The sequence below is a fragment of the Bacillus cereus genome, assembly GCF_015071065.1.
GTDB lineage: Bacteria > Bacillota > Bacilli > Bacillales > Bacillaceae_G > Bacillus_A > Bacillus_A cereus_BA.
Window position 1 is genome coordinate 141342 of record NZ_VOVA01000003.1, and the last position, 20656, is coordinate 161997.

The window sequence follows — 20656 nt, forward strand, 5'->3', positions numbered from 1 at the left end:
TTTTTCAAAAATACGAGCTTTTTTATAAACGGAATATATTATTATTTTTTCAACTTCACACTATAAAAACGCATTTCTTCTAATAAACCTTCAAATTCAAATACCTCTTGTTTAATTAATACTTTCAAGCGATACTCTAAGAAAGTATCCCCAACTAATTGCTCTATAAGGCCAAGCGCTTCACCAATTACTCTCGGAGCTTTAAGGAAGTCTTTATCAGCACCTACTTTTTTCGCACACTCAATAATGAATTGGTCAAAATATTCTTCTTGTACAGAATGCACTTCATTGTCTTTCCAAACTCTTAAAAATTCCATGCTATTCGATAAACTATCCCACTCGTGTTCAAGATTCACTCTGCTTTTTTTAGTTAAAAACGGTGATTCTGCAAAACTATTTTGGAAAGTAGCTAAACTTTCGGGCGATAATTCTCCCGTTCCACGTATATCATACTCTTGGTTTAATATTTCTCTACTCATTTCAGATGTATTAATGATTCGAATATTTTTCTTACCTTTTAATTGCGCCATTACAAAACAAAGGCCTACATGTTCATGTGCGTTATCTGCCTTCCAAATGGTAATCGGTGTTTCATTAGGAATAGAATGTAGCTCTTCTAAAGTTTCCATAAATTTTGGTAAATATTCTTCTTCAAAATAACTATCATAAGAAGTTAAGTTGTTTAATAACCATTGCTGTCTAACCAGTTGCCCTTTATTCGTATGTAATTGATTAATCGGTCCAATTGAAAAGAATTCAGAGAATGCAACAACACTCTCCTCAAATAGTTCTTCTTGACTTAACATATATTTTAAACACCCAGTTGTTGAATCATCAAAAGCGATATGAATGTGTGTACTTTCTTTTACATTCTTTTTATAAGATGTATTACTCGTTAGTTGCTTAGGTATACTTATCAAGTGTTTAATCGTATCTTCACTATAGTTCTCTTCTAATAAATCTAATTGTATAAGAATGCTTTGCAGTAAATGTTTTGCTTCATCTTCGTACATATCCTCTACAACATTTTTGATTTTATCTATCATGTAAATCCCTCTATTCATTACTAAAATAACGTAGATTATAGTGTATCATTTTAGTAACGGTGTTTTAAAGTTTTTTATAGATTATATCTAATTATAATTTCATATTAGTACAGTGATATATTAGCGTTAATTTATGTTTATTTCGTATAGATGTTAATATTTCAGTACACTTCTTCTATTACACATCACTTTCACGGTATTTTTTATTTATTTTTAAAACGCTTTGTAAATTCTTTTATTTAAATGTATATTTATATAGAAAATAAAAATTACAGGAGCAATATCTATGGAGAAAGTACATACTTATTACAAACATTATTTAAAAAATTGGAGATTTATGTTCATTTGCATATTACCTGCTGTTGCTTTATTATACACTTTCGATGTCATCTTTGAAATACTGTTCCACCAAGATTTCTACTTGTCTAATTTAATATCTGCCATAATATTATTTTTATTATTTATTAATATTAAAGATAAGTTTCAAGTCAAAGATTAAAGAAATTTATGATAACTTCTGTTTTAATTTTGAATACTTTATTTTTGAAAGTGCTCTGCTTTATCAAAAGGTGATGCGACGTTCATCACCTTTTTTTATTTCTACAAAATGAATTTTTTATTAGGTTTTTTATCAATATCGTTTATTGACTTTCCCTACAATTTGATTCAAAATAAAATAAAATAGTTCAGCAATGAACAATTTCGAGTTGAATTATTTTATTTTGAAAGGAAGTTATTACTTTGAGTCTACATAAACAAGGTATCAAACAAGCCAGTGAAATTGTCCATTCATTTGTAAAAATAAACAAAGAAATTATAAAGTTTACTCATCAAAACGCTTCTACGTTAGGATTAACAGTTCAACAAATGGGCATCTTAAATTCAATTTATGCAACTCCTAATACTACTCTTAAAGATATCTCAGAACGCCTTTCAGTTCCTAAAAGCACAATGAGTGTAAATGTAGATGAGTTAGTTAATTTAGGATTAATTGAGCGAAAACAATCACATGAAGATCGTAGAGAAATACAATTAAAAGTAACAACACAAGGACAAGAAATATCTAAGAAATCCATTGAAAACTCTACTTCTTATAAAGCAATGGAACTAGCACTAGAACAACTGTCTGAAGAAGATATCCAAACCTTATTACGTATCCATAATGACTTACTAAATTCTCTACAACATTTTAAATAATTCGCCTCAATCATTTTTCAAAACCAATCTGATTTTTTGTTTTTTATTTATGAAACAGCTAGCTTTTGCTAGCTGTTCTTTTTATGGTTCTTTATCATTCTCTTGAGATTAAATGACTAGAACAAGCATACCTTGTCATATGTTTTAAAAAAAGATAAGGGACGTGACAACATTGGATAACAATAACAATCAATTTGTTTTTCATACAATAAAAAGTTCGGCAATTAAAAAATTTGTAATTATCGACTTAATTACTGGAACAGGAATTTATTGGACCGTAAATTTCATCTCCTCAAGTGCATTACTTGCAATTATTAGTTGTGTTTTGGGAACAAAAAAAATAAAGAAAATGCAACAGTCTTAAAACTCCAAACAAAAATCTATCTGACCAAAATGAAATTTCTATAACAAACCGTTATGTTTCTGCTTGCAATCTTTATAGTAGTTTTTGAATTGGTGTCTTTCCTTTTTAAATGTGCCCTTATATTTCTTTAGAAACTCATCATCCGACATAACTTTCACGTCAACGGTTTCAGGCATTTTCTTCATCCTATTTAATTTCTCTCATACCGTTTCCCTTCACTTGTCCACTTCTTCTTTATCTTCCCAAATCGGTATTTTTTCTTGTCCACCTCTTTTTTTCGGTTGTATATCAAGGGATCTATCCAACTGGCGTAACTCTTCACCAGTTGGGCACGCTTTATTCATTAGCTGAATGACTGTAATAACAACGTCAATCTTTTTGCTCGATGATATCGTCAATTTCGTATGTGACTTGAGTTCGTTATTCTTTTATTAGTCTCATATCATTCATCTACAAGGCTACCTTGATCGCCATATTTAGTACTTTCGATTAGTTAGCCTCTTTTATATTCCACCAGACTTCACTCCTTGAATACTTTTCAAAAAAACAATACATACTATTTTCAAGCCGCTGTATCCACGGCTGGTACTTCTTTCTTTTGTTACAGCGAAGCAGATAGGTTCTTCACTTATCTGCTTTCTCTGTATATTTTTAAAAACATCGTAAACACTACCTACAAGCTGTTTGAACTATCAGCTTCACTCTTCTTGTAATGGGAAAGCAAATTATCACAATTGACTAACTCATTCGACTAACTGGCAGACAACTAAAATTGTTGTCTGCTTTGTGTATGAGATTTTATATTTTACATATACTAGTTTTGAACCTGTAGACCAATACGAGCCATTTTGGTGTTTTGAATTTCCTTTCTTGGGATAAGTATATTTTACTTATCCCTTTTTTATTGTATAGATAAATACACTTAGGTTAACAATAATTACAAGCAGATTTTCTGTTTATTCGTAGTTCTAAACCAAAATATTTTTCTCCTTTAATGGACAGTAGGTACGACTGCTTGTCCTTTTTTATTTATATTTCATACGCTCTTTTTTGACTGCTTCGAATCACTCTATCCTCTTCATCGAAATAAATAGCCCTAAATAAGAATGACCAATATGCGGTACTATATCTCCATCAAATAAAACAAAGGGATTTTCCAAATAGTCGATGTTTGCAACCATATAAAATAGGCAGTTTCTGATTACCCAGAAACCGCCATACATAAAGATTTGTTAAGTATTAATTTCTTCTCATTACTAAAATGTATTATGTAACTACTAGTAGTTTATATATTTCACTGGATAATTGCTAATAGACATGTGAGAGATAAAAAAGCACACAGAGGAATATATAAAACCCCTTAATGATTTATCAATTCTACGATAAATCATTAAGGGGTTAACTAATTTTACTATGCATTATGCCTATTTCTTCGACGTTCCATCCTTGTTTGTCCTTGGATAGCTTCTACTTTATATTGCGGTTCTTGCTCTATCATTTGATTTGATTGAGCCGGTTCATCATAATTACGCTCATAAATTGTTTCTGGTGTTTTTCGTTTAGAAGATTTCCCACCAAACTTTAATAATTTTATCTTAAACTTTGGTAATCTAGGAATACGAATTTTAAATGTTGGTTTGTTGCGTTTCTTTTTTTGTTTAAATATATTTGTATTTTCAACTTTATTATCTTTTTCTTTTCGATGTAATAACATCGCAAGTAATCCACCTAATATAAGTCCTCCAACTAAAAGGAGAATATATAAGTAATGGCTTGTCATTAAACTCGTCATACGCTCAAGTATGACTAACGACTGTACTTCTTTTATATCCCATAGTAAAGCGGACCATAATGCGAGTAAGCCTATTGTAAGCCCGTATGTACGAAAGCGGAATAAACACGGAATTAACGCAATGCAAGCGGCGATTTTCGCGTTCGATATTATTGAACTTGTTGAAATATCCTGATTCCAAATGACTAACAGTAATGTTATAAATGGCGCATACGCTATCCAGCTACATATACGTGAATATATCTTTTTCGCAAAGTAACTACCGAAACTAGTAAAGAATAAAAGTCCTCCAATAAATAAAGATTGTTCTAGAGGGATTTGCTTCATAATACCCGCAACTGGAAAGAGGCCGCTTAGTACCATTAATAGCACGTCTAATTTCTTCACAATTCCCCATTCCTTTCAAATTCTTTTTTCAGTTCACAAAATATAAATTTCATAGTAATTGAAAAATATTTGTGATGCAGTTGTGATATTTCTAAAAAACATCTTAATCCCGAAAGTAAATAAAGTAAATATGAAAACGAAAATATACATGACAAATCATATCTATATTTACAATGAAAAATGACAAATCCTGCTCATTATTACTAGCAGGATTTGTATACTATTATTTATATTAATATCAATGCATCTTCTTTTTCTAAAATTATTACATCTTCATCTAATTCGTCATTGAATTCTTTAAACTCCCTTGAATCAATATCGGTAGTATAATTTTTAATTAATTTAGCCATATGCATTACATGCGTATTATGAATATTTTGTTCCGAGAGCACGGTTGATTTACAGCACATGTAATGTATCATTTTGGCGATTTCTTCTCTTTCTTCAGATTTTACACCAAACGGGATAACTTCGAGTATGTACTGCTGTACTATCTCATTACAATTTAATTCGTATGCAGCCGTGCTATAGTAAATTCCCATTTGATCTACAAATAATCTCGGTTTATCCATAACATATTCTTGGTCTCTAACAATATAGTTCGGTACATCTGAGTTAGTATTAATTCTAATTATATTTATATCCTCTTTAAAATTCGAGATTATTTCAGGTAAAACCCCAATATTAACGCTTTCATTTTGCAATTCTTCTATCCAATATTTCCTCATATTTGCATCTACAATAAAATAAACTTCTTTATTTTGTTTATATGCATCTTGTGAAATTTCAACTAATGTTTCTGATATAAATTGCTTAAAACGGACTCTTATATCATTCCTTTTTGATGGCTGTGGTAAAAACACTTTATTATTACCTATATTTAATAAAGTATAATCAATTGTGCCCCATTCTTCTTGACCATATAATTTATATAATATTTCTCTCCCATTTATTTTTGAAAAAATAGGTAAGAAATCATTTTTAGACATTTTCTCAATTGATAAATTTACAATTATCCCCGGTAATTTTATCTTATTCCAACTACGCTTTAAGAACCCCTTTTGTTCTAACAAACTAAGAATAGCAGTAATAATTTCTTTTTTAGATACACTTTGTCCAATAAATAAATTAATAAATGCTGAAATACGTTCCGTTCGAGCGAATCCCTCCCGAATGATTTGCTTTGGATTAATTTTTTCGCGACCATCACAATTTTTCATTGCAATTAATGCTAATTTCATTTCATTTTGCTCACCTGCCGTAACATGTACAGCTTTTACGACATCGTCTACAAGTCTCTTTTTGTTTTTATGGCTGTATTGCATTCTATATGGATTTTGTAATACTTTTTCAATGTTATATCTTACTATTTTTAACAACACCGGATTGTTTGCATTTAATACATAGGAGGAATCTCCCTTTTGAGCTAAAACTATTTTGCTATCTAATAACGCTTGTTCTATCTCTATTACTATATCATCTGACCATACTTCTAACGTAATTGTGTCTAATCCCTTTGGGGAAAATAAAGGTAATAACTCATTCTCATTATCAGTTAATACTTTTTCACATTCTGGAAGTAATGTGAAATATGGGAATCTTCGTTGGAATTCATTAAAAAGTTTCTCTTTTTCTCTTACCTTTATACCAAATTTTATTTTTGTTCCTTGAACTTTATATATATTTTCGTTATATGGAAGAAGCACTCTTACATTACTTCCTCTAATATACTCTTTCGGACATTGGAGAATATGCTCTAATTTAACTTCTCCCCCTATCCTATAATCATCTTTTAAATTTCTAAAACGTTTAATCCATTTTATTCCTTTTTCAGCTTGTTGCACTTTTAACTTTATAAACCTTTGTTTTTTCTTATTTAATTCAAATTCAGGAGTTGAAATCAGTATTTGGCTCCGCTTTCTTCCTAAAAGTATAGGAATATCTTTCTGATTATATTGTTGATAAAACCGCCTAATCCCTACGGATACTTTTAATAGCGGAATATTCTCCCCTCCACGAGTTACGTATTCAAAACGATATACATAAGCGAAATAATCATGTGTTTCTTCATCTTTAATTGGCTCAGACATCGCTTCAGAAACATGTTGTGATCTCAGTGGCGAAAAATATATTTCTTCCTCATTCTTATTTTCCATACGTAAAGGCTGTTCGCAAAAAATATGAGTAATTAGAGCTGGTACCCATTTAGAAAACATTTTTTTATCATGTAATACTGGTAAATTACTAATTAAATCATACTGCCATTCTAAATGTGGTGGATCTATTAATTTATTCGGTTTCCAATCATGAATAACCTCATACCAGCTTTGGAAAATATAGTCTAACTGTTCTTGTCTCATTGGTTCCTTAGCCACAATCCAAGGTGTATCTTCCTTTAATAGATATGGATTATGCTGAATGAATAATATATCAGAAAACATATCATACAATCTTTCATTTACAAGTTTTAATTTGCTCGTTAATAAAAATGTTCTATAATGTATCTCTACAATCTCAAGCCATTCAATAGGAAAGTAAATATACGATACTTTCTCATTATAGAGGGGTTCTACTATATTTTTAAATGTTAATAACCGTAATTTTTCCATATTAGTAATACTTCCTCTCTTAATTTATATTGATCATGAATAATACTAGAAAAGATACCAATTTTTTTAAGCATAAACGAATCAAATTTAAACCAAGCATATTTTAGGAAATAGCCAAATTACATTTAATTATATGAATAATATATTATTAAAACCGAATTAATAAAAAGTTACTATTAACATATAACTACCTCCTTATGTCACTATATATCACAAAAACATTATAATGCATTATTACATTTTATATCCGCTATTTACAAAAAATTTACAAAAATTAAATATAATAAAAGGTAACGCCTCTTTATATAGCGATACCTTTTATATACTCTTTATTAAATAACACCTTTAACTTCTTCATTCACCGGCCATTTTTCTAATGTATATGCCATTTCCCAAAATGAATATTCATATTGACTACTAAAAATAAAATGTTGTCTCATACGATTACGGTCTGCCTCTGTTACTTTTTCAGCAATAGTATCTAATCGTGTGATTTGCTCTTCTACTAGAGTACGGAACCAATCCGATCCATATGCAGAAATCCATTCTTGATAAATTGGCTCTTCTGGTTGACATTCTTTTAATCGTTCACCGATTTCATAATATAACCAATAACAAGGTAAAATAGCTGCAATAATATCCCCTAAATGCCCTTCATAAGCTGCACGGTACATATGAGATGTATATGCATATGCAGTTGGCGCAGGAATAAAGTTATCTTTTTCTTCTTTCGTAATCCCTAATTTCTTTGCGAAATTCTCATGTAATGATAACTCAGCTTCATACGTATTTTGTGCATGATGCGCCATACGGGCCGTCGTTTCTAATTCAAGAGCCTTTGCAGCACCTAACGTTTGTACTCTAGCAAAATGACTTAAATAATACGAATCTTGAAGCACATAATAGCGGAAACTAGCTAAATCTAACGTTCCTTCCCCCAGTTTTTTTACAAAAGGATGATTGAAACTCGCTTCCCAAATAGAATCTACTTCTTTACGTAATGATTGTGAAAAAGTCATTTAAATCCCTCCAATAATGTATACAATATAAGTATTTATCCACAATTATTAAGGCTGTAAAATAAAAAAACTTTCTTTACAGGCGTAAAGAAAGTGAAATTGACAGTATTTATTCATTAAATAGCAACGTCTTTCCCACTTCCCTACGCTGGCATTAACCAGATCAGGTACTAAGAGTCTCAAAATCCCATTTGATCTCAGCCTATAAAAGGCCCCCCTAGTGGATAAATATTTAGTTGTCGTATTGTAATTATCATAGCATACTTCGTGGAACTATCAAAATTTTTAATTGTACAATTATCTTAAAAACCTTCTTCTTTCCTTACTTTTAATGAAGTTTCAATTATCATATCTAATAGTTTACTATAATTAATTCCAGCCGCATCTGCACTTTTTGGCAGTAAACTTGATTGTGTCATCCCTGGTAATGTATTAACCTCCATTACATATGGAATTCCGTCCTTCACCATCATATCAACCCTTGCATAAACACTACATTTTAATGCTTTATAACAAGCCATTGACGCTTTATTTACACGTTCCTGTATTTCAGCTGGAAGTTCTATAACTTCTTCAACTGTACTAGCATCATCATATTTTGCATTGTAGTCAAAAAACTCAGCTGCATGTCGAATCGAAATGATAGGTAACTGTTTACCATCAAAAATTGAACATGTAATCTCGTCACCTTTTATATACTTCTCAATTACTACTTCAGAATCCCATTCGAATACCGTTTCCAGCATTGAGATTAATTCATTTTTATCATTGACGATCTTTACTCCAACACTTGAGCCGCCAGAGTTAGGTTTTACCACTAACGGAAATCCTAACTTATCTAACTCTTCAAGCTTTAGATCCTCCATTTTTGTAAGTTCAATCCAATCTGGTGTTTCTACTCCTTCATAACGCAAAATCTTTTTCGAAAGATTTTTGTCCATACATATACCGCTAGATAACATATTGCTACCGCTATAAGGAATACCTAAACTCTCAAGCGTCCCTTGAACTGTACCATCTTCTCCGTATTTTCCGTGTAATGCTAGCAATGCAAAATCAATGTCTTTCGCTTTTTCAATTAAATCCATTTTTTCATTTAACGTAATTGGAACTATTTCATACTTACTCTTATCTAAATGTGCAATCATTTCATTCCCAGTCATAATTGATACTTGTTTTTCAGAGGATACTCCTCCCATAATAACGCCAATTCTCATTTTCTCAACTCCAAGTTTCATTTTTTAATGTTTCACCAATTATTTGAATCCCGCTAACAATTTCCTTTTCTTTCAAACGTGAAAATCCTAATCGGAATGTGTTCGCTCCTCCTCCATCAGAGTAAAAAACATCTCCAGGAGAAAACGTAACTCCTTTCTCATAACACTTTTGTAAAAGTGTGCGGGCTTGAATTTTTTCTTCCAACTCTATAAATAAATGAAGTCCACCATCTCCAGTCATTCTTTTAAACGGAATGTACCGATTACACGCCCCAACAGCTAACTCATATTTTTTCTTATAAACAGATCTTGCTTTTTTTAAATATTTTTCAAAATATCCTTCATGTAAATATTGAAACAGAACAGCTTGATCTAACGTAGAAGTGTGAATGGTTCTTGCTCTTTTTACACTTTCTAAATAATGTATCAGTTCTTTATCTGCAATAATCCAACCTACACGTAAACCAGGGAAAAGTACCTTCGAAAAGCTACTAATATAAATCACATTATTACCCGCCCCAGAAAAAGTTAATAATGGCGCTAAATGTGAACCTGAATAACGTAATTCTTCATTAAACCCATCTTCTATAATAGGAATTTTGTATTTTGAAAATAACCTCATCAATTCCGTTCTTTTCTCCGAACTCGTAACAATACCAGTTGGATTATGATAAGAAGGAATTAAATACGCAAAATCAAAATCCATTTCACGCAAACTTTTTTCTACTTCATTCGTATCAATACCATCATCATTCATATTAATCCCATGAACTTCAAGTCCATGTAAGCGAAAAAGCTTCAGTGCAGCATGGTGAGTTGGATTCTCACAAATAACACGCCCTGATTTCTTCGATAAAGAAGATAATACAATATCTAACCCTTCTGTAAATCCATTTGTAATTAAAATATCTTTGTTCGAAATATCTACACCTTTCATTTCCATGTAATGAAGTAGATAATTCATTAACGGTCTATAACCTTTTGCATATCCGTAGTTCAATACGATATCCCCTTCAATGGACATACGAGTAAGAAAAGCTCTTTTGAAATTTTCAACATCAAATAGCTTTTCGTCCGGGGCTATACTATTAAAAACAATCATTCCTTTTTCCCAGCGAACACCATGTTTCATTAAATCTAATTCATCCGCTAATGCGGTAACTGTATTAAGTTTATTTTTCCAATCTATTTCAACAGACGAGGTGTTACTTATATCCACCTTCGCAACAAAATTTCCTTTTCCTTTAACTGCATAAATTAGTCCTTCTTGCTCTAAATCCGCATAAGCAGCGAGTACTGTATTTCTACTCACAGATAGTAATTCACTCAGTTCCCTTGTTGATGGGATTTTTTGGTTCCCTAACAAATGCCCTTTCATAATCATCTTTTTCAAATAATCCTTTAATTGAATATAAACGGGACGGTCTTTTACAACTTTAAAATCCTTAAACAATTCCTTACCCCCTGCAATTATTTTTGCATATTTATTTCATTCTCAAAAGGTCCACTACATATGTATTTTTTATGCATAGCGGTACGGTCTTACGAATCTTTTCGATATAAGTTAATTACATCTTTTAAAGCTGCTGCTGCAGCTCCGCGTGGATTAGAAGCTCCACCAATTGTAGTGACTTGTCCCATTGTATCTGTAAAGAACGTAATTCCTTTTTCTGTCCCATTTACTTTTGCTAGTGGATGATCTTTTTCTATTTCATTTGGTTCAACATTAAGGCTTACATTACCATCATCATCTTTATAAGCTGATGCAATTAATTTAATCAATTTATTTTGTTCCTTAGCACATTGAATTTGTTGTTTTGTAACGTGCTCTATCCCTTTTATATGTATATCAGCCAGCGTATTTTCTATCCCCATTAAACTATTTGTCAAAAGTAACAATTTACATGCACTATCCGAACCACTTACATCTAATGTTGGATTCGTCTCAGCAATTCCTTTATTTTGCGCTTCTTTTAGTGCTTCTTCAAATGTAACATTTGCTTCATACATTTTTGTAAGTATATAATTAGTTGTCCCGTTTAATATCCCTTCTATTTTTTCAATATTGCAACCAGCTAAACTAAATTGTCCGATATCTAGAGTCGGTAACGCAGCCGCAGTTGCGCCGCTATATCGAATACGTGAGCCTGAAATACGCGCTGCCTCATTTAGTTCACTCCAAGCCGTAACAAGTGCACCTTTTGAAATAGCTACTATATCCATTTGATTTTCAATAGCTTGTTTCATATACTGTTTCCCTGGATTTCCATTTTTAAGATTTGTAGCAGTTGATTCCACCAATACAGTACCATTTATATTAATCGTTCCGCGGTCCTCTGGATAATGTTCGATATATTTTTCAATTGCAGCAGAACCACTACCATACTTCAATAAATCTTTAATCTGCAACCCTTCCTCGTTATGTATTGCAATATTTCTTCCTATTACTCCACTAGCAACTAAGTCAATTCCATATATTTCATTTATATATAAATATTTTTCGTTTAATAATTTAACAAATTCTTTACCAACTGTCCCATACCCCGATAATACAACTTGAATTCTCATAAAATCACCCCATATTTTTTGCCAAATCACTCATCTTCAATATAATATAAAGCGCTCCCGAATGCCATCGAGAGCGCTTTATTACCATCTATTTAGGTAGTCGGGACAGTTATTCTGCAATTGTTCGGATTTACAATTAAAGATAGTTTCATCATATTAAATTGATATGATGAAACTATCTTCACTACTTAAAAAGGAGGAGCAGCATGCAAATTGGTTGGATTAAACATAAATACATTATCTCAATCTACTAAAATAACTCCCTCCGGTCTTGAGAATAATACTAATCTTTCTTCTTCTAAATTTGCGGAAAAGAAGTCAAATAATCCAATCAAATTTGATATTCGTACATCTGAACAAGAAATGAAACAATCGGACCATAAATTTAGCGAATTAAACTTATGGAAAATGCTAAAAGATAAAGGTGTACCTTTATGGATGATTTTAGAAATGTTACAGCAATTTCGTAAAGAAAAGGAATCTCAAAATAGTTCGGTTCAACATTCAAATGCGATTGAAGAAACGAGCGAGACTCGATTAAATGAAGTAATGTAAACTACGTTATTTAATAGGTCTATAAACAAAAAGAGTTCTAGGTTGATACAGTTTCTATCAACCTAGAACTCTTTTTTAAGATTTTTCTCCAATCGTTACAAACTGAAAAGATACTTTTCCTTCAAAACCTTTAATTAGCTTTCTTACTTTTACATTTTCATTAATCAATGTATTATCTGTCGACATTTTAGGTTTTTCATCACCTAGAGATTTTTTAAATTGAAGAAGATGCATTTTCGTTTCATTTACTTTTATTTCTTTATACACGCTATTTTTTGCTACAATCACATACCATTGCGTTGGATATTTACGAGTGTTACCTATCCAAGCGTCACTATCGTATGTAACAGGAATCTCTTTTCCTTCTAATTTAATACTTTTCATAGTCTTTTCGTCTTCATGTGTAAACAATAGTGAGCCTTCTTTTGGGAATTTCGGCAACGTATCTATAGGTCTAAAGTTGGATCCATTATCTCGTTTACGAAAAAGCTTTGCTTTAATCATCGCTTGTGCTGTAGATTCATTTAAAATTAATACCTGGCCATTTCCAAAATCACCTTTTTTCACAGAAAACACTTCATTTTCATTCGTAATTTCCTGATAACGATTAATAATTGGAGAAATATTATTTTCATCTCCAATTATTAATACACCGTTTGCTGGAAATGAGTTTTCATTTTTAGAGCATGCACTAAAGCTTATTAAAAGAATTATAGTTAACATTGAAATAGTTAAAGTTCTTTTCATCACGGTTCCTTTCATAATTCACTTCATTTTTTTACATACTTTTGTGTAATGTTACAAGCTAATATACTCTATTGCTCCATAATCTTATAAAGCTTTTGTAGGTAACGCCAACGGGTTATAAAGAAATATAAAACTTGTATACATATAAATGAAATTAAAATAACGATAGAGCTATTTAAAATAGAAAAATCGACTAATTGTTGTAATGCCGTATAAGCAACTACAGTATGAATCACTGCAACGATAATCGGTAAGAAGAACATTAATAATAACTGTCTCGTTACAACTTTTTTTAACTCTCGTTTACTTAATCCCATTTTCGAAATCATTTTATATTGCTGTTGATCCCGGTCCAAATCAGTATATAATCGGAAATAGATAAAACTAGCAGCGAATGTAAAGAAGACGATTCCGACTAAAACACTTGCCATAAGTAGTAAGCCATTCGTTTGCTTTGCACTTAACAACTCTATTGTTAGAGCTCGAAATACGAAATTTTCTTCTCTAGTATTTTTATCAAATATACTAATTAATTGGTTTGAAATCTCTTTCGTTTTCATCCAATCATCTACAACAAATCCGTAAGTACGATATGGAGCACCTATACCATCTCGTTCACTAGTATTAGGGATTCCATCATACACCTGATCTTGAACAGCGATATAAATACTTCTAGAATCATGTGGTAAAACTAAATTTTCTACAGCTTTTTTCACACGAAATGTCTTTGTCCAATCTCCTTGGATGACTTCAATATTCTTTTTATAATCACCATTTTTAAATTCTTGTTTTTGTGATACCATTCCAGGGATTAGTAAAATTTCATCTTCTTTTTCAATCGTTTCTTGTTGATATCCGAGCGCTCTCGCAAGCTCGTTATATTCGCTTAACTTCATTACATTTACGTTACTTTCTGTATAAATATTTGAAGATGAAGCCATTCGATACGGAATATTAGCATCAGCAAGATGTTTTTTTATTATAGAAAGATGTTTATCCGCTATTTTGTCTTTTTCAGGACCTGCATACAGAAATGTATACGGATTTGTCATCCTTACCAAATCTTTATTTCCAAGAGCAGCTGTTGTACCAATTGCTGTAAATGCAACCGCTGAAATAATAGATACTATAAAAAACATTGTTGCATTATCTTTCATACGGTAAATTAATTCTGAAAATGTTAATATATTTGTTCTCTTTAAAAAGAAGGATTCACTTCTTTTCGCAAGATGCAATATATAAACGCTACACTGTGTATATAAAAAGTACGTTCCTATAATAACTAGAAGTACACCCATTCCAAACGTAATAAAATTGGAACTTGAGATAAAGCGAAATACTGAAAAATATCCATATCCTATACAAATTAAAGAAAGTAGCGATAATATAATTGAAGATTTCGGTTCAGGTTTTGGCTTTTCCCCTGCTTGTATAAGTTCCACAAGTTCTGTTACTTTTATCATTTTAAATGTAAATAGCGAAACAATTAAAAATAAGAAAAGAAATGTGATGACTGTTAATAATACCGCCTGCACTGGTATATAAAAAGATAAGCCATTACTAATCATTAATACACTTGCACTTATCAATAAAACTAGTTTAGAAAATATGAGACCTATGAGAATGCCTATACAAATTGAACCAAATCCAATTAACATATTTTCAATTAATAATAATTTCTTAAGCTGTCTCATTGACATACCTTGCATCATTAATATGCCAAATTCTTTCTTACGCGTTTTTAAAAACGAGCTAACTGAATATAAAATAAAGAAAAATGAAAATACAAATATCAAACCTTGCGAAATTGTAAATCCCAGTGTACCGTATGCACTTATTGTTGCACTTGTCGATTTTAACTCACCTTGTAAATCAGGATGAAATAATAAAAGAGCATACGTAAAGAAAATCATAATAGAAAATGCACTACTTAAAAAGTGAGCAGCATAAGTACGCTTATTACGAAAAATATTATTAAATGCGAACTGACGAAAAGTCATGCCTTTTCCCCCCTAACAAAGAAAGGACATCCATAATCTTTTGATAAAATGCTTGCCTGCTTTCACCACAATAAATTTCGTTATATAGTTGACCATCTTTAATAAATATGACTCTGCTGCAAAAACTCGCTGCATACGGATCGTGTGTAACTAACATCATCGTTGCCTTTTCTTCCTTATTAAGAGTATCTAACATCTCCATTACATCATTTGAAGATTTAGAGTCTAAGTTCCCTGTCGGTTCATCTGCAAGTAATAATTGCGGCTTATGAACGATAGCACGAGCGATTGCTGTTCTTTGAGCTTGTCCCCCTGATATTTCAAAAGTTCTTTTATTCAATATATCTGTAATATTTAATTTCCCTGCAATTTCTTCTACTCGTTTGTTCATTTCTTGTACAGAAACACCATCTAATGTCATCGGCAATACAATGTTTTCCTTTACTGTAAGTGTGCTCAGTAGATTAAATGATTGAAAAACAAATCCTAATTTTTTCCTACGGAATAAAGCTAAATCTTCTGATGTTAACTGGAAAGGATTTGTACCATTTATTAAAATTTCTCCCGATGTTGGAGAATCAATAGTAGATACCATATTTAATAACGATGTTTTCCCGCTTCCAGATGGCCCCATAATCCCAACAAATTCACCTTCTTGAATTGATAAATCAATATCTACCAATGCTTTAAAAGGTATTTTTCCTTTATATACTTTACTAATACTTTTTGCATGTAAAATTTCCATTTATATTCTCCCCTCATTTGTACTGCTTACTATAAAGTGTAAAGGAATTGTCTTACAGCTCATATTGATTCATCTTTCATTTATCTTACACGCTTGTAAGGTTTCTGAAAAAACTGATAACAAATCTGTTTTCAAACTATAATTAATGTTTATTCATATTATAATATCTTTATAATAGTATGAAATACAATACTACTTTTTTCTGGTTGCCAGAACACTTCGTAAACCTATTAATTATATAAAAAAAAGTGGATTTAAGAGACGTTTATCATCATTAAAAGTTGCTGTATTCTTTATTAGTAACATGAAATATATTATAAAGAATAACTATACAACTTCAAAACGATGAATACTAACTTATAATTCACAAGTAACATCAAGAAGTAAATAGTACGTAAAAGAAGCTCAGAGTTTTAACTCTAAGCTTTTTTAATGATTCCATTATAGCTCCTTTTAAAGAGCAATATTTTTTACCCCGTATTAACGGGCAGTAAGACTCCCATCTCAAAATTCGGCGAATGCGAGGTGGTTAGATGGGAGATAACTGTCCGTAAATACCCGATTGGTGAAGGCTAATAATCAGTGGGGGATGGACAAAACCCCCACTGATTAAAGTTTCACTTTATCCATTCTGATTTACTCAATAGATAATGATTATATAGTTGGCTTTCTATCGTCTGTTGACTCTTATAAGTAAACCCGCATTTTTCAATAACTTTATTTGACGGTACGTTGTTAATTAAAGCAACTGCATTAAGAATATCTACATTTGTATTTTTAAACAAATAATCAATCAACCCTTTCGTCGCTTTCGTAGCGTATCCATTATTTTGATACTCGCTTGAAATGGCATACATAATTTCTCTATTCGGTGAAGGGAGTTCTTCTTTCATGCCTGTACAGCACCATCCAATAAATTCATTAGTTTCTTTTATAAATACACCCAGTTTTAAAAAATAACCATCTATGTTTGTTGTTTTTGTTACCTCATCAAGAAATGCTTTATTTGCTGGTATTTCATAATTTGCAACCCAATTTACTCGTTGTTCTTTCGTTGATTTCCAGTCTGGCAAAAACTTTTCTATTTGCGGTTGATTCGATATTTTATAAATGCTCTCCGCATCTTTGATAGTAAACTCTTGCAAGTATATATCTCCACAGTCTATTCTAAATAAATTAGTCGAACTCTCTTCTCCCATGTTAATCCCCCTTAATTACATTAAAGCGCCTTAATCTGCTTCGTAAGTTCTATAAATCGTTCATCAAGTTCTTTATATTCTTTATCGTTAGAAGTTAAAAAGCTTAATTTACCTAATACTTCTTGTCTCTCTGTTTCTAACGTTAAACGTAGCTCTTCAATATCATCTCTTGTCTTAATAGACTCTTCTAGCTGCTTTTGTATCGTATTATTTGAAAACATGAGTTTCGTGTTAGTTGTTTTCTCCAGAAAATATCGATCGTGAGAAACTATAACTAGTGTTCCATTATACTCAGCCAATGTATTTTCAAGCTGTTCCCTTGAAGGTAAGTCTAGATGATTTGTCGGTTCATCTAAAATAAGAACATCTTTTTCATCTAAAATATAAGCCATTAACTTACACTTTACTCGTTCACCCATACTCATATGCTCAATCGGCTCTTTCCATTGAGAAGCTTGGAACCCTAAATGTTTCATTAAATTTTGGACTTTTCCTCTTTTTTCAAATGTCTCTTTAAAAAATAAATCTTCTGGTGTTTTATCAAGTGGTAAATCAAATACTTCTTGTGTTAAATAACCGATGTTTGCAGATGGTGAAATCCATATTTCTCCTTGAACAGTTTCCGTTCCCATAATCATCTTCAATAAGGTCGTTTTCCCGCAACCGTTTGGTCCAATAATCGCAACCTTCTCACCGTGCTGGATTGTAAAATTAACATTTTCGAATAATGTTCGTCTATTAAATTCTTTCCTCAATTGTTTCACTTCTAAAAAACGTTTCCCTACTTTTTTATTCGCTTGAATAGTGAACTCAACTGAATACTCTTCTTTAACACGTTCTACTTTCGTTTTCTCAAGCTCTTTTTCGAGACGCTTTCGTTTTGACTTAACTTGCGCATCCATTCGCTTCGCTTTCACACGATAAAATTCTTTAACTCCTTCTTGTTTTGTAGACTGTGCATGTGCCTTTTGTGACCATGAACTTAATTCTTTTATATGTGTTTCTACTTGTTCTATCTTTTTTTGCTGTTTTTCATATTCACGCTGCTGCGCCATTCTTTTTTGCTCACGTGCTTTCATATAACTCGTATAATTACCGCTATGTTCAATTAATTTCTTATCCTCAATTGACCATATTTTTGTTGCGACAACATCTAAAAAATATCGATCATGCGATACAACGATAACTGTACCCTTCATATTTTTTATTTGTTTAATGAGAAATTCCGTACTCGTCTCATCTAAATGATTTGTCGGTTCGTCTAATATTAATACATTAGGATTTCCAGCAAAGCCTTTTGCTAGTCGAACTTTCAGCTTCTCACCACCACTTAAAGTAAGAAAATCGTTCGTTGGCACGCCCCATTTCGCAAGAAGTTCTGCTTCTTTTGCAACCACATCATTACTAATAAAAGATTCTATTTCTTGTTCAACATATGCCGTTGTCATATTCATTTGCTGCCATTCAACATTACCTTTTGATGGCTCAATCTTCCCATTTATTAATTGAAGTAACGTTGATTTACCGGCACCATTTTTACCAATTAATCCAATAACATCCCCTTGTTTTACTGTAACATTCATTTTCTCTAACAAAGTATTTTCCTTTATTTCAACATAAACATCATTTAATTTTAAAAGTTCTTTCATTTTACCGATCCCTTTCATTAAGGGAGAACAAAAAAATCCTCCCAAATTAATTTTGGCAGGATTAGTCGTTACATTATTTATACCCAAATAAGCTATTACACAAATCAAATAGCAAAACCGTTGAATGGAATTGGGCAGACTAATCCTATTTTTTGTAAATTGAAATTCATTTAATTTCAACATTTAAAAATAAGATTAGTTAATCATCGTCCACCCATCATTCCTTTCCGTCGTTAGTAACCATATTGTACCATAATGGTACTGTATGAGTAAATGTAATTATATGTGCTGTTAAAAAGATTGCTTTCTTTTAGATCTATTTATCATTTCTGCACTTCATATCAATTAAGCACATGTACTACTGGCTTTATATTTCCCTAGCAGTAAAATTCTAAGCACCCCCTCTTATATAATTTTTATATAAGTTAATCATTAATCATATATTATACATACTACATTTCAGTTCTTATAATTAAGATATCATTTTTAAGGGGGGATTCTACGATGGAATTTAGCAAACTAGGAAACAGTGGATTAACAGTAAGTAAGATTGCATACGGGAACTGGATAAACCATGGTGGAAAAGTAAACGAAGATACTGCAAATGATTGTGTGAAAGCCGCACTAGATGCTGGAATTACAACGTTCGATACTGCTGATGTTTATTCGGACACTATAGCCGAGGAAGTACTTGGCCGATCTTTAAAAGGTATACGCCGAGAAAGTATAGAACTATGTACAAAAGTATGCCATCCGACCGGACCTGGAAAAAATGATCGTGGATTATCGCGAAAACATATTATAGAAAATTGTAATGCGTCGTTAAAGCGGTTGCAGACAGACTACATTGATGTCTATTATGCACATAGATTTGATACAACAACTCCTCTTGAGGAAACGATGTTAGCTTTTGCTGATCTTGTAAGACAAGGGAAAGTCCTTTATTTAGGCGTAAGTGAGTGGACATCGGAACAAATCACCCGTGGTGCAGCACTTGCACGAGAATTGAACATTCCACTCATCGCTAGCCAACCTCAATACTCGATGTTGTGGCGAGTTATCGAAACTGATGTGATACCAACATGTCAACGTGAGGGACTTGGTCAAATTGTATGGTCCCCCCTTGCACAAGGTATTCTCACAGGAAAATATGAACCTGGTAAAGCACTCCCCACTCAATCACGGGCTAATTCAGATGCTGGTAAACCGTTTTTCCACAAACTCGTGCAACGTTGGATGAGTGATGATGTACTCACTGCTATTCAGAAACTCAATCCTATCGCGCAAGAAACTAGTCTTACCCTATCTCAACTCGCAGTTGCTTGGGTACTACAAAATCCAGCTGTTTCCTCTGCAATTATTGGTGCGTCAAATCCGGAGCAAATAAGAGAAAACGTAATTGCTGCTAGTGTTACATTACAACCAGAAATTATGGATCAGATTGATAGTGTACTAAAAGGTTTCGCTGAGTACGATCCGAGCAAAACAGGTTGAGACACCAGTAAATTTCTTAATAAAAACCATAAAACATCTTTGTAGTCTCATTTTAAAATAAAACAGAA

The 20656-nt window shown here is 31.8% G+C and carries 19 protein-coding genes and 1 riboswitch; of the genes, 5 read left to right on the top strand and 14 right to left on the bottom strand.

Going from position 1 to position 20656, the window contains the following annotated elements; all coding sequences use genetic code 11:
* Positions 1-41: 41 nt before the first annotated feature.
* Positions 42-1046 carry a DUF1835 domain-containing protein gene (locus FT637_RS11325; RefSeq protein WP_193646373.1) on the bottom strand — a complete coding sequence of 335 codons (1005 nt, stop codon included), beginning with the start codon at positions 1044-1046 and terminating at the stop codon, positions 42-44.
* Positions 1047-1332: 286 nt separating this feature from the next.
* Between FT637_RS11325 and FT637_RS11330 the strand changes: the two genes are divergently transcribed.
* From FT637_RS11330 to FT637_RS29870, 3 genes are all read left to right on the top strand, one after another.
* On the top strand, positions 1333-1545 hold the full coding sequence (locus FT637_RS11330; protein WP_193646374.1) for a hypothetical protein: 213 nt from the start codon (positions 1333-1335) through the stop codon (positions 1543-1545).
* A 242-nt stretch (positions 1546-1787) separates the two neighbouring features.
* The gene (locus FT637_RS11335; protein WP_193646375.1) at positions 1788-2243 is read left to right on the top strand and encodes a MarR family winged helix-turn-helix transcriptional regulator; all 456 of its coding nucleotides are present in this window, start codon (positions 1788-1790) and stop codon (positions 2241-2243) included.
* 172 nt (positions 2244-2415) lie between these two features.
* On the top strand, positions 2416-2607 hold the full coding sequence (locus tag FT637_RS29870; RefSeq protein WP_000369808.1) for a hypothetical protein: 192 nt from the start codon (positions 2416-2418) through the stop codon (positions 2605-2607).
* Positions 2608-2645: 38 nt separating this feature from the next.
* Here FT637_RS29870 and FT637_RS11340 read toward each other — a convergent pair whose 3' ends face one another.
* The 8 genes from FT637_RS11340 to FT637_RS11375 form a co-directional block, all read right to left on the bottom strand.
* Entirely contained in the window at positions 2646-2792 is a 147-nt protein-coding gene (locus tag FT637_RS11340) for a hypothetical protein (RefSeq protein WP_002013144.1), read from the bottom strand.
* Positions 2793-2822: 30 nt separating this feature from the next.
* Positions 2823-3005 carry a hypothetical protein gene (locus FT637_RS11345; protein ID WP_193646376.1) on the bottom strand — a complete coding sequence of 61 codons (183 nt, stop codon included), beginning with the start codon at positions 3003-3005 and terminating at the stop codon, positions 2823-2825.
* A gap of 1013 nt (positions 3006-4018) precedes the next feature.
* The gene (locus FT637_RS11350; protein WP_193646377.1) at positions 4019-4786 is read right to left on the bottom strand and encodes a DUF3959 family protein; all 768 of its coding nucleotides are present in this window, start codon (positions 4784-4786) and stop codon (positions 4019-4021) included.
* A gap of 227 nt (positions 4787-5013) precedes the next feature.
* Positions 5014-7395: a pPIWI_RE module domain-containing protein gene (locus FT637_RS11355; protein WP_193646378.1), complete on the bottom strand. Its 2382-nt coding sequence runs from the start codon at positions 7393-7395 to the stop codon at positions 5014-5016.
* 332 nt (positions 7396-7727) lie between these two features.
* The gene (gene tenA, locus FT637_RS11360; protein ID WP_002032475.1) at positions 7728-8414 is read right to left on the bottom strand and encodes a thiaminase II; all 687 of its coding nucleotides are present in this window, start codon (positions 8412-8414) and stop codon (positions 7728-7730) included.
* A gap of 123 nt (positions 8415-8537) precedes the next feature.
* Positions 8538-8643: riboswitch (TPP riboswitch) on the bottom strand.
* A gap of 73 nt (positions 8644-8716) precedes the next feature.
* Positions 8717-9631 carry a D-alanine--D-alanine ligase gene (ddlB, locus tag FT637_RS11365; RefSeq protein ID WP_193646703.1) on the bottom strand — a complete coding sequence of 305 codons (915 nt, stop codon included), beginning with the start codon at positions 9629-9631 and terminating at the stop codon, positions 8717-8719.
* 4 nt (positions 9632-9635) lie between these two features.
* Positions 9636-11084 carry a PLP-dependent aminotransferase family protein gene (locus FT637_RS11370; protein ID WP_193646379.1) on the bottom strand — a complete coding sequence of 483 codons (1449 nt, stop codon included), beginning with the start codon at positions 11082-11084 and terminating at the stop codon, positions 9636-9638.
* A gap of 89 nt (positions 11085-11173) precedes the next feature.
* On the bottom strand, positions 11174-12199 hold the full coding sequence (locus FT637_RS11375; protein WP_193646380.1) for a homoserine dehydrogenase: 1026 nt from the start codon (positions 12197-12199) through the stop codon (positions 11174-11176).
* Positions 12200-12412: 213 nt separating this feature from the next.
* Between FT637_RS11375 and FT637_RS11380 the strand changes: the two genes are divergently transcribed.
* Positions 12413-12754: a DUF3914 domain-containing protein gene (locus tag FT637_RS11380; RefSeq protein ID WP_193646381.1), complete on the top strand. Its 342-nt coding sequence runs from the start codon at positions 12413-12415 to the stop codon at positions 12752-12754.
* Between the two features lie 75 nt (positions 12755-12829).
* On the opposite strand, the gene FT637_RS11385 is transcribed toward FT637_RS11380, so the two are convergent.
* The 5 genes from FT637_RS11385 to abc-f all read right to left on the bottom strand — a co-directional run bounded on the left by FT637_RS11385 (position 12830) and on the right by abc-f (position 19094).
* Positions 12830-13501 carry a lipoprotein BA_5634 family protein gene (locus tag FT637_RS11385; protein ID WP_193646382.1) on the bottom strand — a complete coding sequence of 224 codons (672 nt, stop codon included), beginning with the start codon at positions 13499-13501 and terminating at the stop codon, positions 12830-12832.
* 68 nt (positions 13502-13569) lie between these two features.
* Complete coding sequence (locus tag FT637_RS11390; protein WP_193646383.1) at positions 13570-15501, bottom strand: ABC transporter permease; 1932 nt, start codon at positions 15499-15501, stop codon at positions 13570-13572.
* Complete coding sequence (locus FT637_RS11395) at positions 15476-16246, bottom strand: ABC transporter ATP-binding protein (protein ID WP_193646384.1); 771 nt, start codon at positions 16244-16246, stop codon at positions 15476-15478. The genes FT637_RS11390 and FT637_RS11395 overlap by 26 nt, the downstream gene beginning before the upstream one ends.
* A 617-nt stretch (positions 16247-16863) precedes the next feature.
* A complete protein-coding gene (locus FT637_RS11400) occupies positions 16864-17445 on the bottom strand; it encodes a GNAT family N-acetyltransferase (RefSeq protein WP_193646385.1) in 582 nt (193 codons plus the stop codon).
* A gap of 20 nt (positions 17446-17465) precedes the next feature.
* Positions 17466-19094 carry a ribosomal protection-like ABC-F family protein gene (gene abc-f, locus FT637_RS11405; RefSeq protein WP_193646386.1) on the bottom strand — a complete coding sequence of 543 codons (1629 nt, stop codon included), beginning with the start codon at positions 19092-19094 and terminating at the stop codon, positions 17466-17468.
* Positions 19095-19598: 504 nt separating this feature from the next.
* On the opposite strand from abc-f, the gene FT637_RS11410 reads away from it, so the two are divergent.
* Positions 19599-20588 (top strand): aldo/keto reductase family protein, encoded by a 990-nt coding sequence (locus FT637_RS11410; RefSeq protein ID WP_193646387.1) that lies wholly within the window; start codon positions 19599-19601, stop codon positions 20586-20588.
* Positions 20589-20656: the final 68 nt, after the last annotated feature.

Coding starts and splice junctions, on each gene's coding strand:
- FT637_RS11410 (WP_193646387.1), top strand. CDS start 19,599: ATGGAATTTAGCAAACTAGGAAACAGTGGATTAACAGTAAGTAAGATT.
- FT637_RS11395 (WP_193646384.1), bottom strand. CDS start 16,246: ATGGAAATTTTACATGCAAAAAGTATTAGTAAAGTATATAAAGGAAAA.
- FT637_RS11340 (WP_002013144.1), bottom strand. CDS start 2,792: ATGAAGAAAATGCCTGAAACCGTTGACGTGAAAGTTATGTCGGATGAT.
- FT637_RS11325 (WP_193646373.1), bottom strand. CDS start 1,046: ATGATAGATAAAATCAAAAATGTTGTAGAGGATATGTACGAAGATGAA.
- tenA (WP_002032475.1), bottom strand. CDS start 8,414: ATGACTTTTTCACAATCATTACGTAAAGAAGTAGATTCTATTTGGGAA.
- FT637_RS11385 (WP_193646382.1), bottom strand. CDS start 13,501: ATGAAAAGAACTTTAACTATTTCAATGTTAACTATAATTCTTTTAATA.
- FT637_RS11355 (WP_193646378.1), bottom strand. CDS start 7,395: ATGGAAAAATTACGGTTATTAACATTTAAAAATATAGTAGAACCCCTC.
- FT637_RS11400 (WP_193646385.1), bottom strand. CDS start 17,445: ATGGGAGAAGAGAGTTCGACTAATTTATTTAGAATAGACTGTGGAGAT.
- ddlB (WP_193646703.1), bottom strand. CDS start 9,631: ATGAGAATTGGCGTTATTATGGGAGGAGTATCCTCTGAAAAACAAGTA.
- FT637_RS11390 (WP_193646383.1), bottom strand. CDS start 15,501: ATGACTTTTCGTCAGTTCGCATTTAATAATATTTTTCGTAATAAGCGT.
- abc-f (WP_193646386.1), bottom strand. CDS start 19,094: ATGAAAGAACTTTTAAAATTAAATGATGTTTATGTTGAAATAAAGGAA.
- FT637_RS11330 (WP_193646374.1), top strand. CDS start 1,333: ATGGAGAAAGTACATACTTATTACAAACATTATTTAAAAAATTGGAGA.
- FT637_RS11375 (WP_193646380.1), bottom strand. CDS start 12,199: ATGAGAATTCAAGTTGTATTATCGGGGTATGGGACAGTTGGTAAAGAA.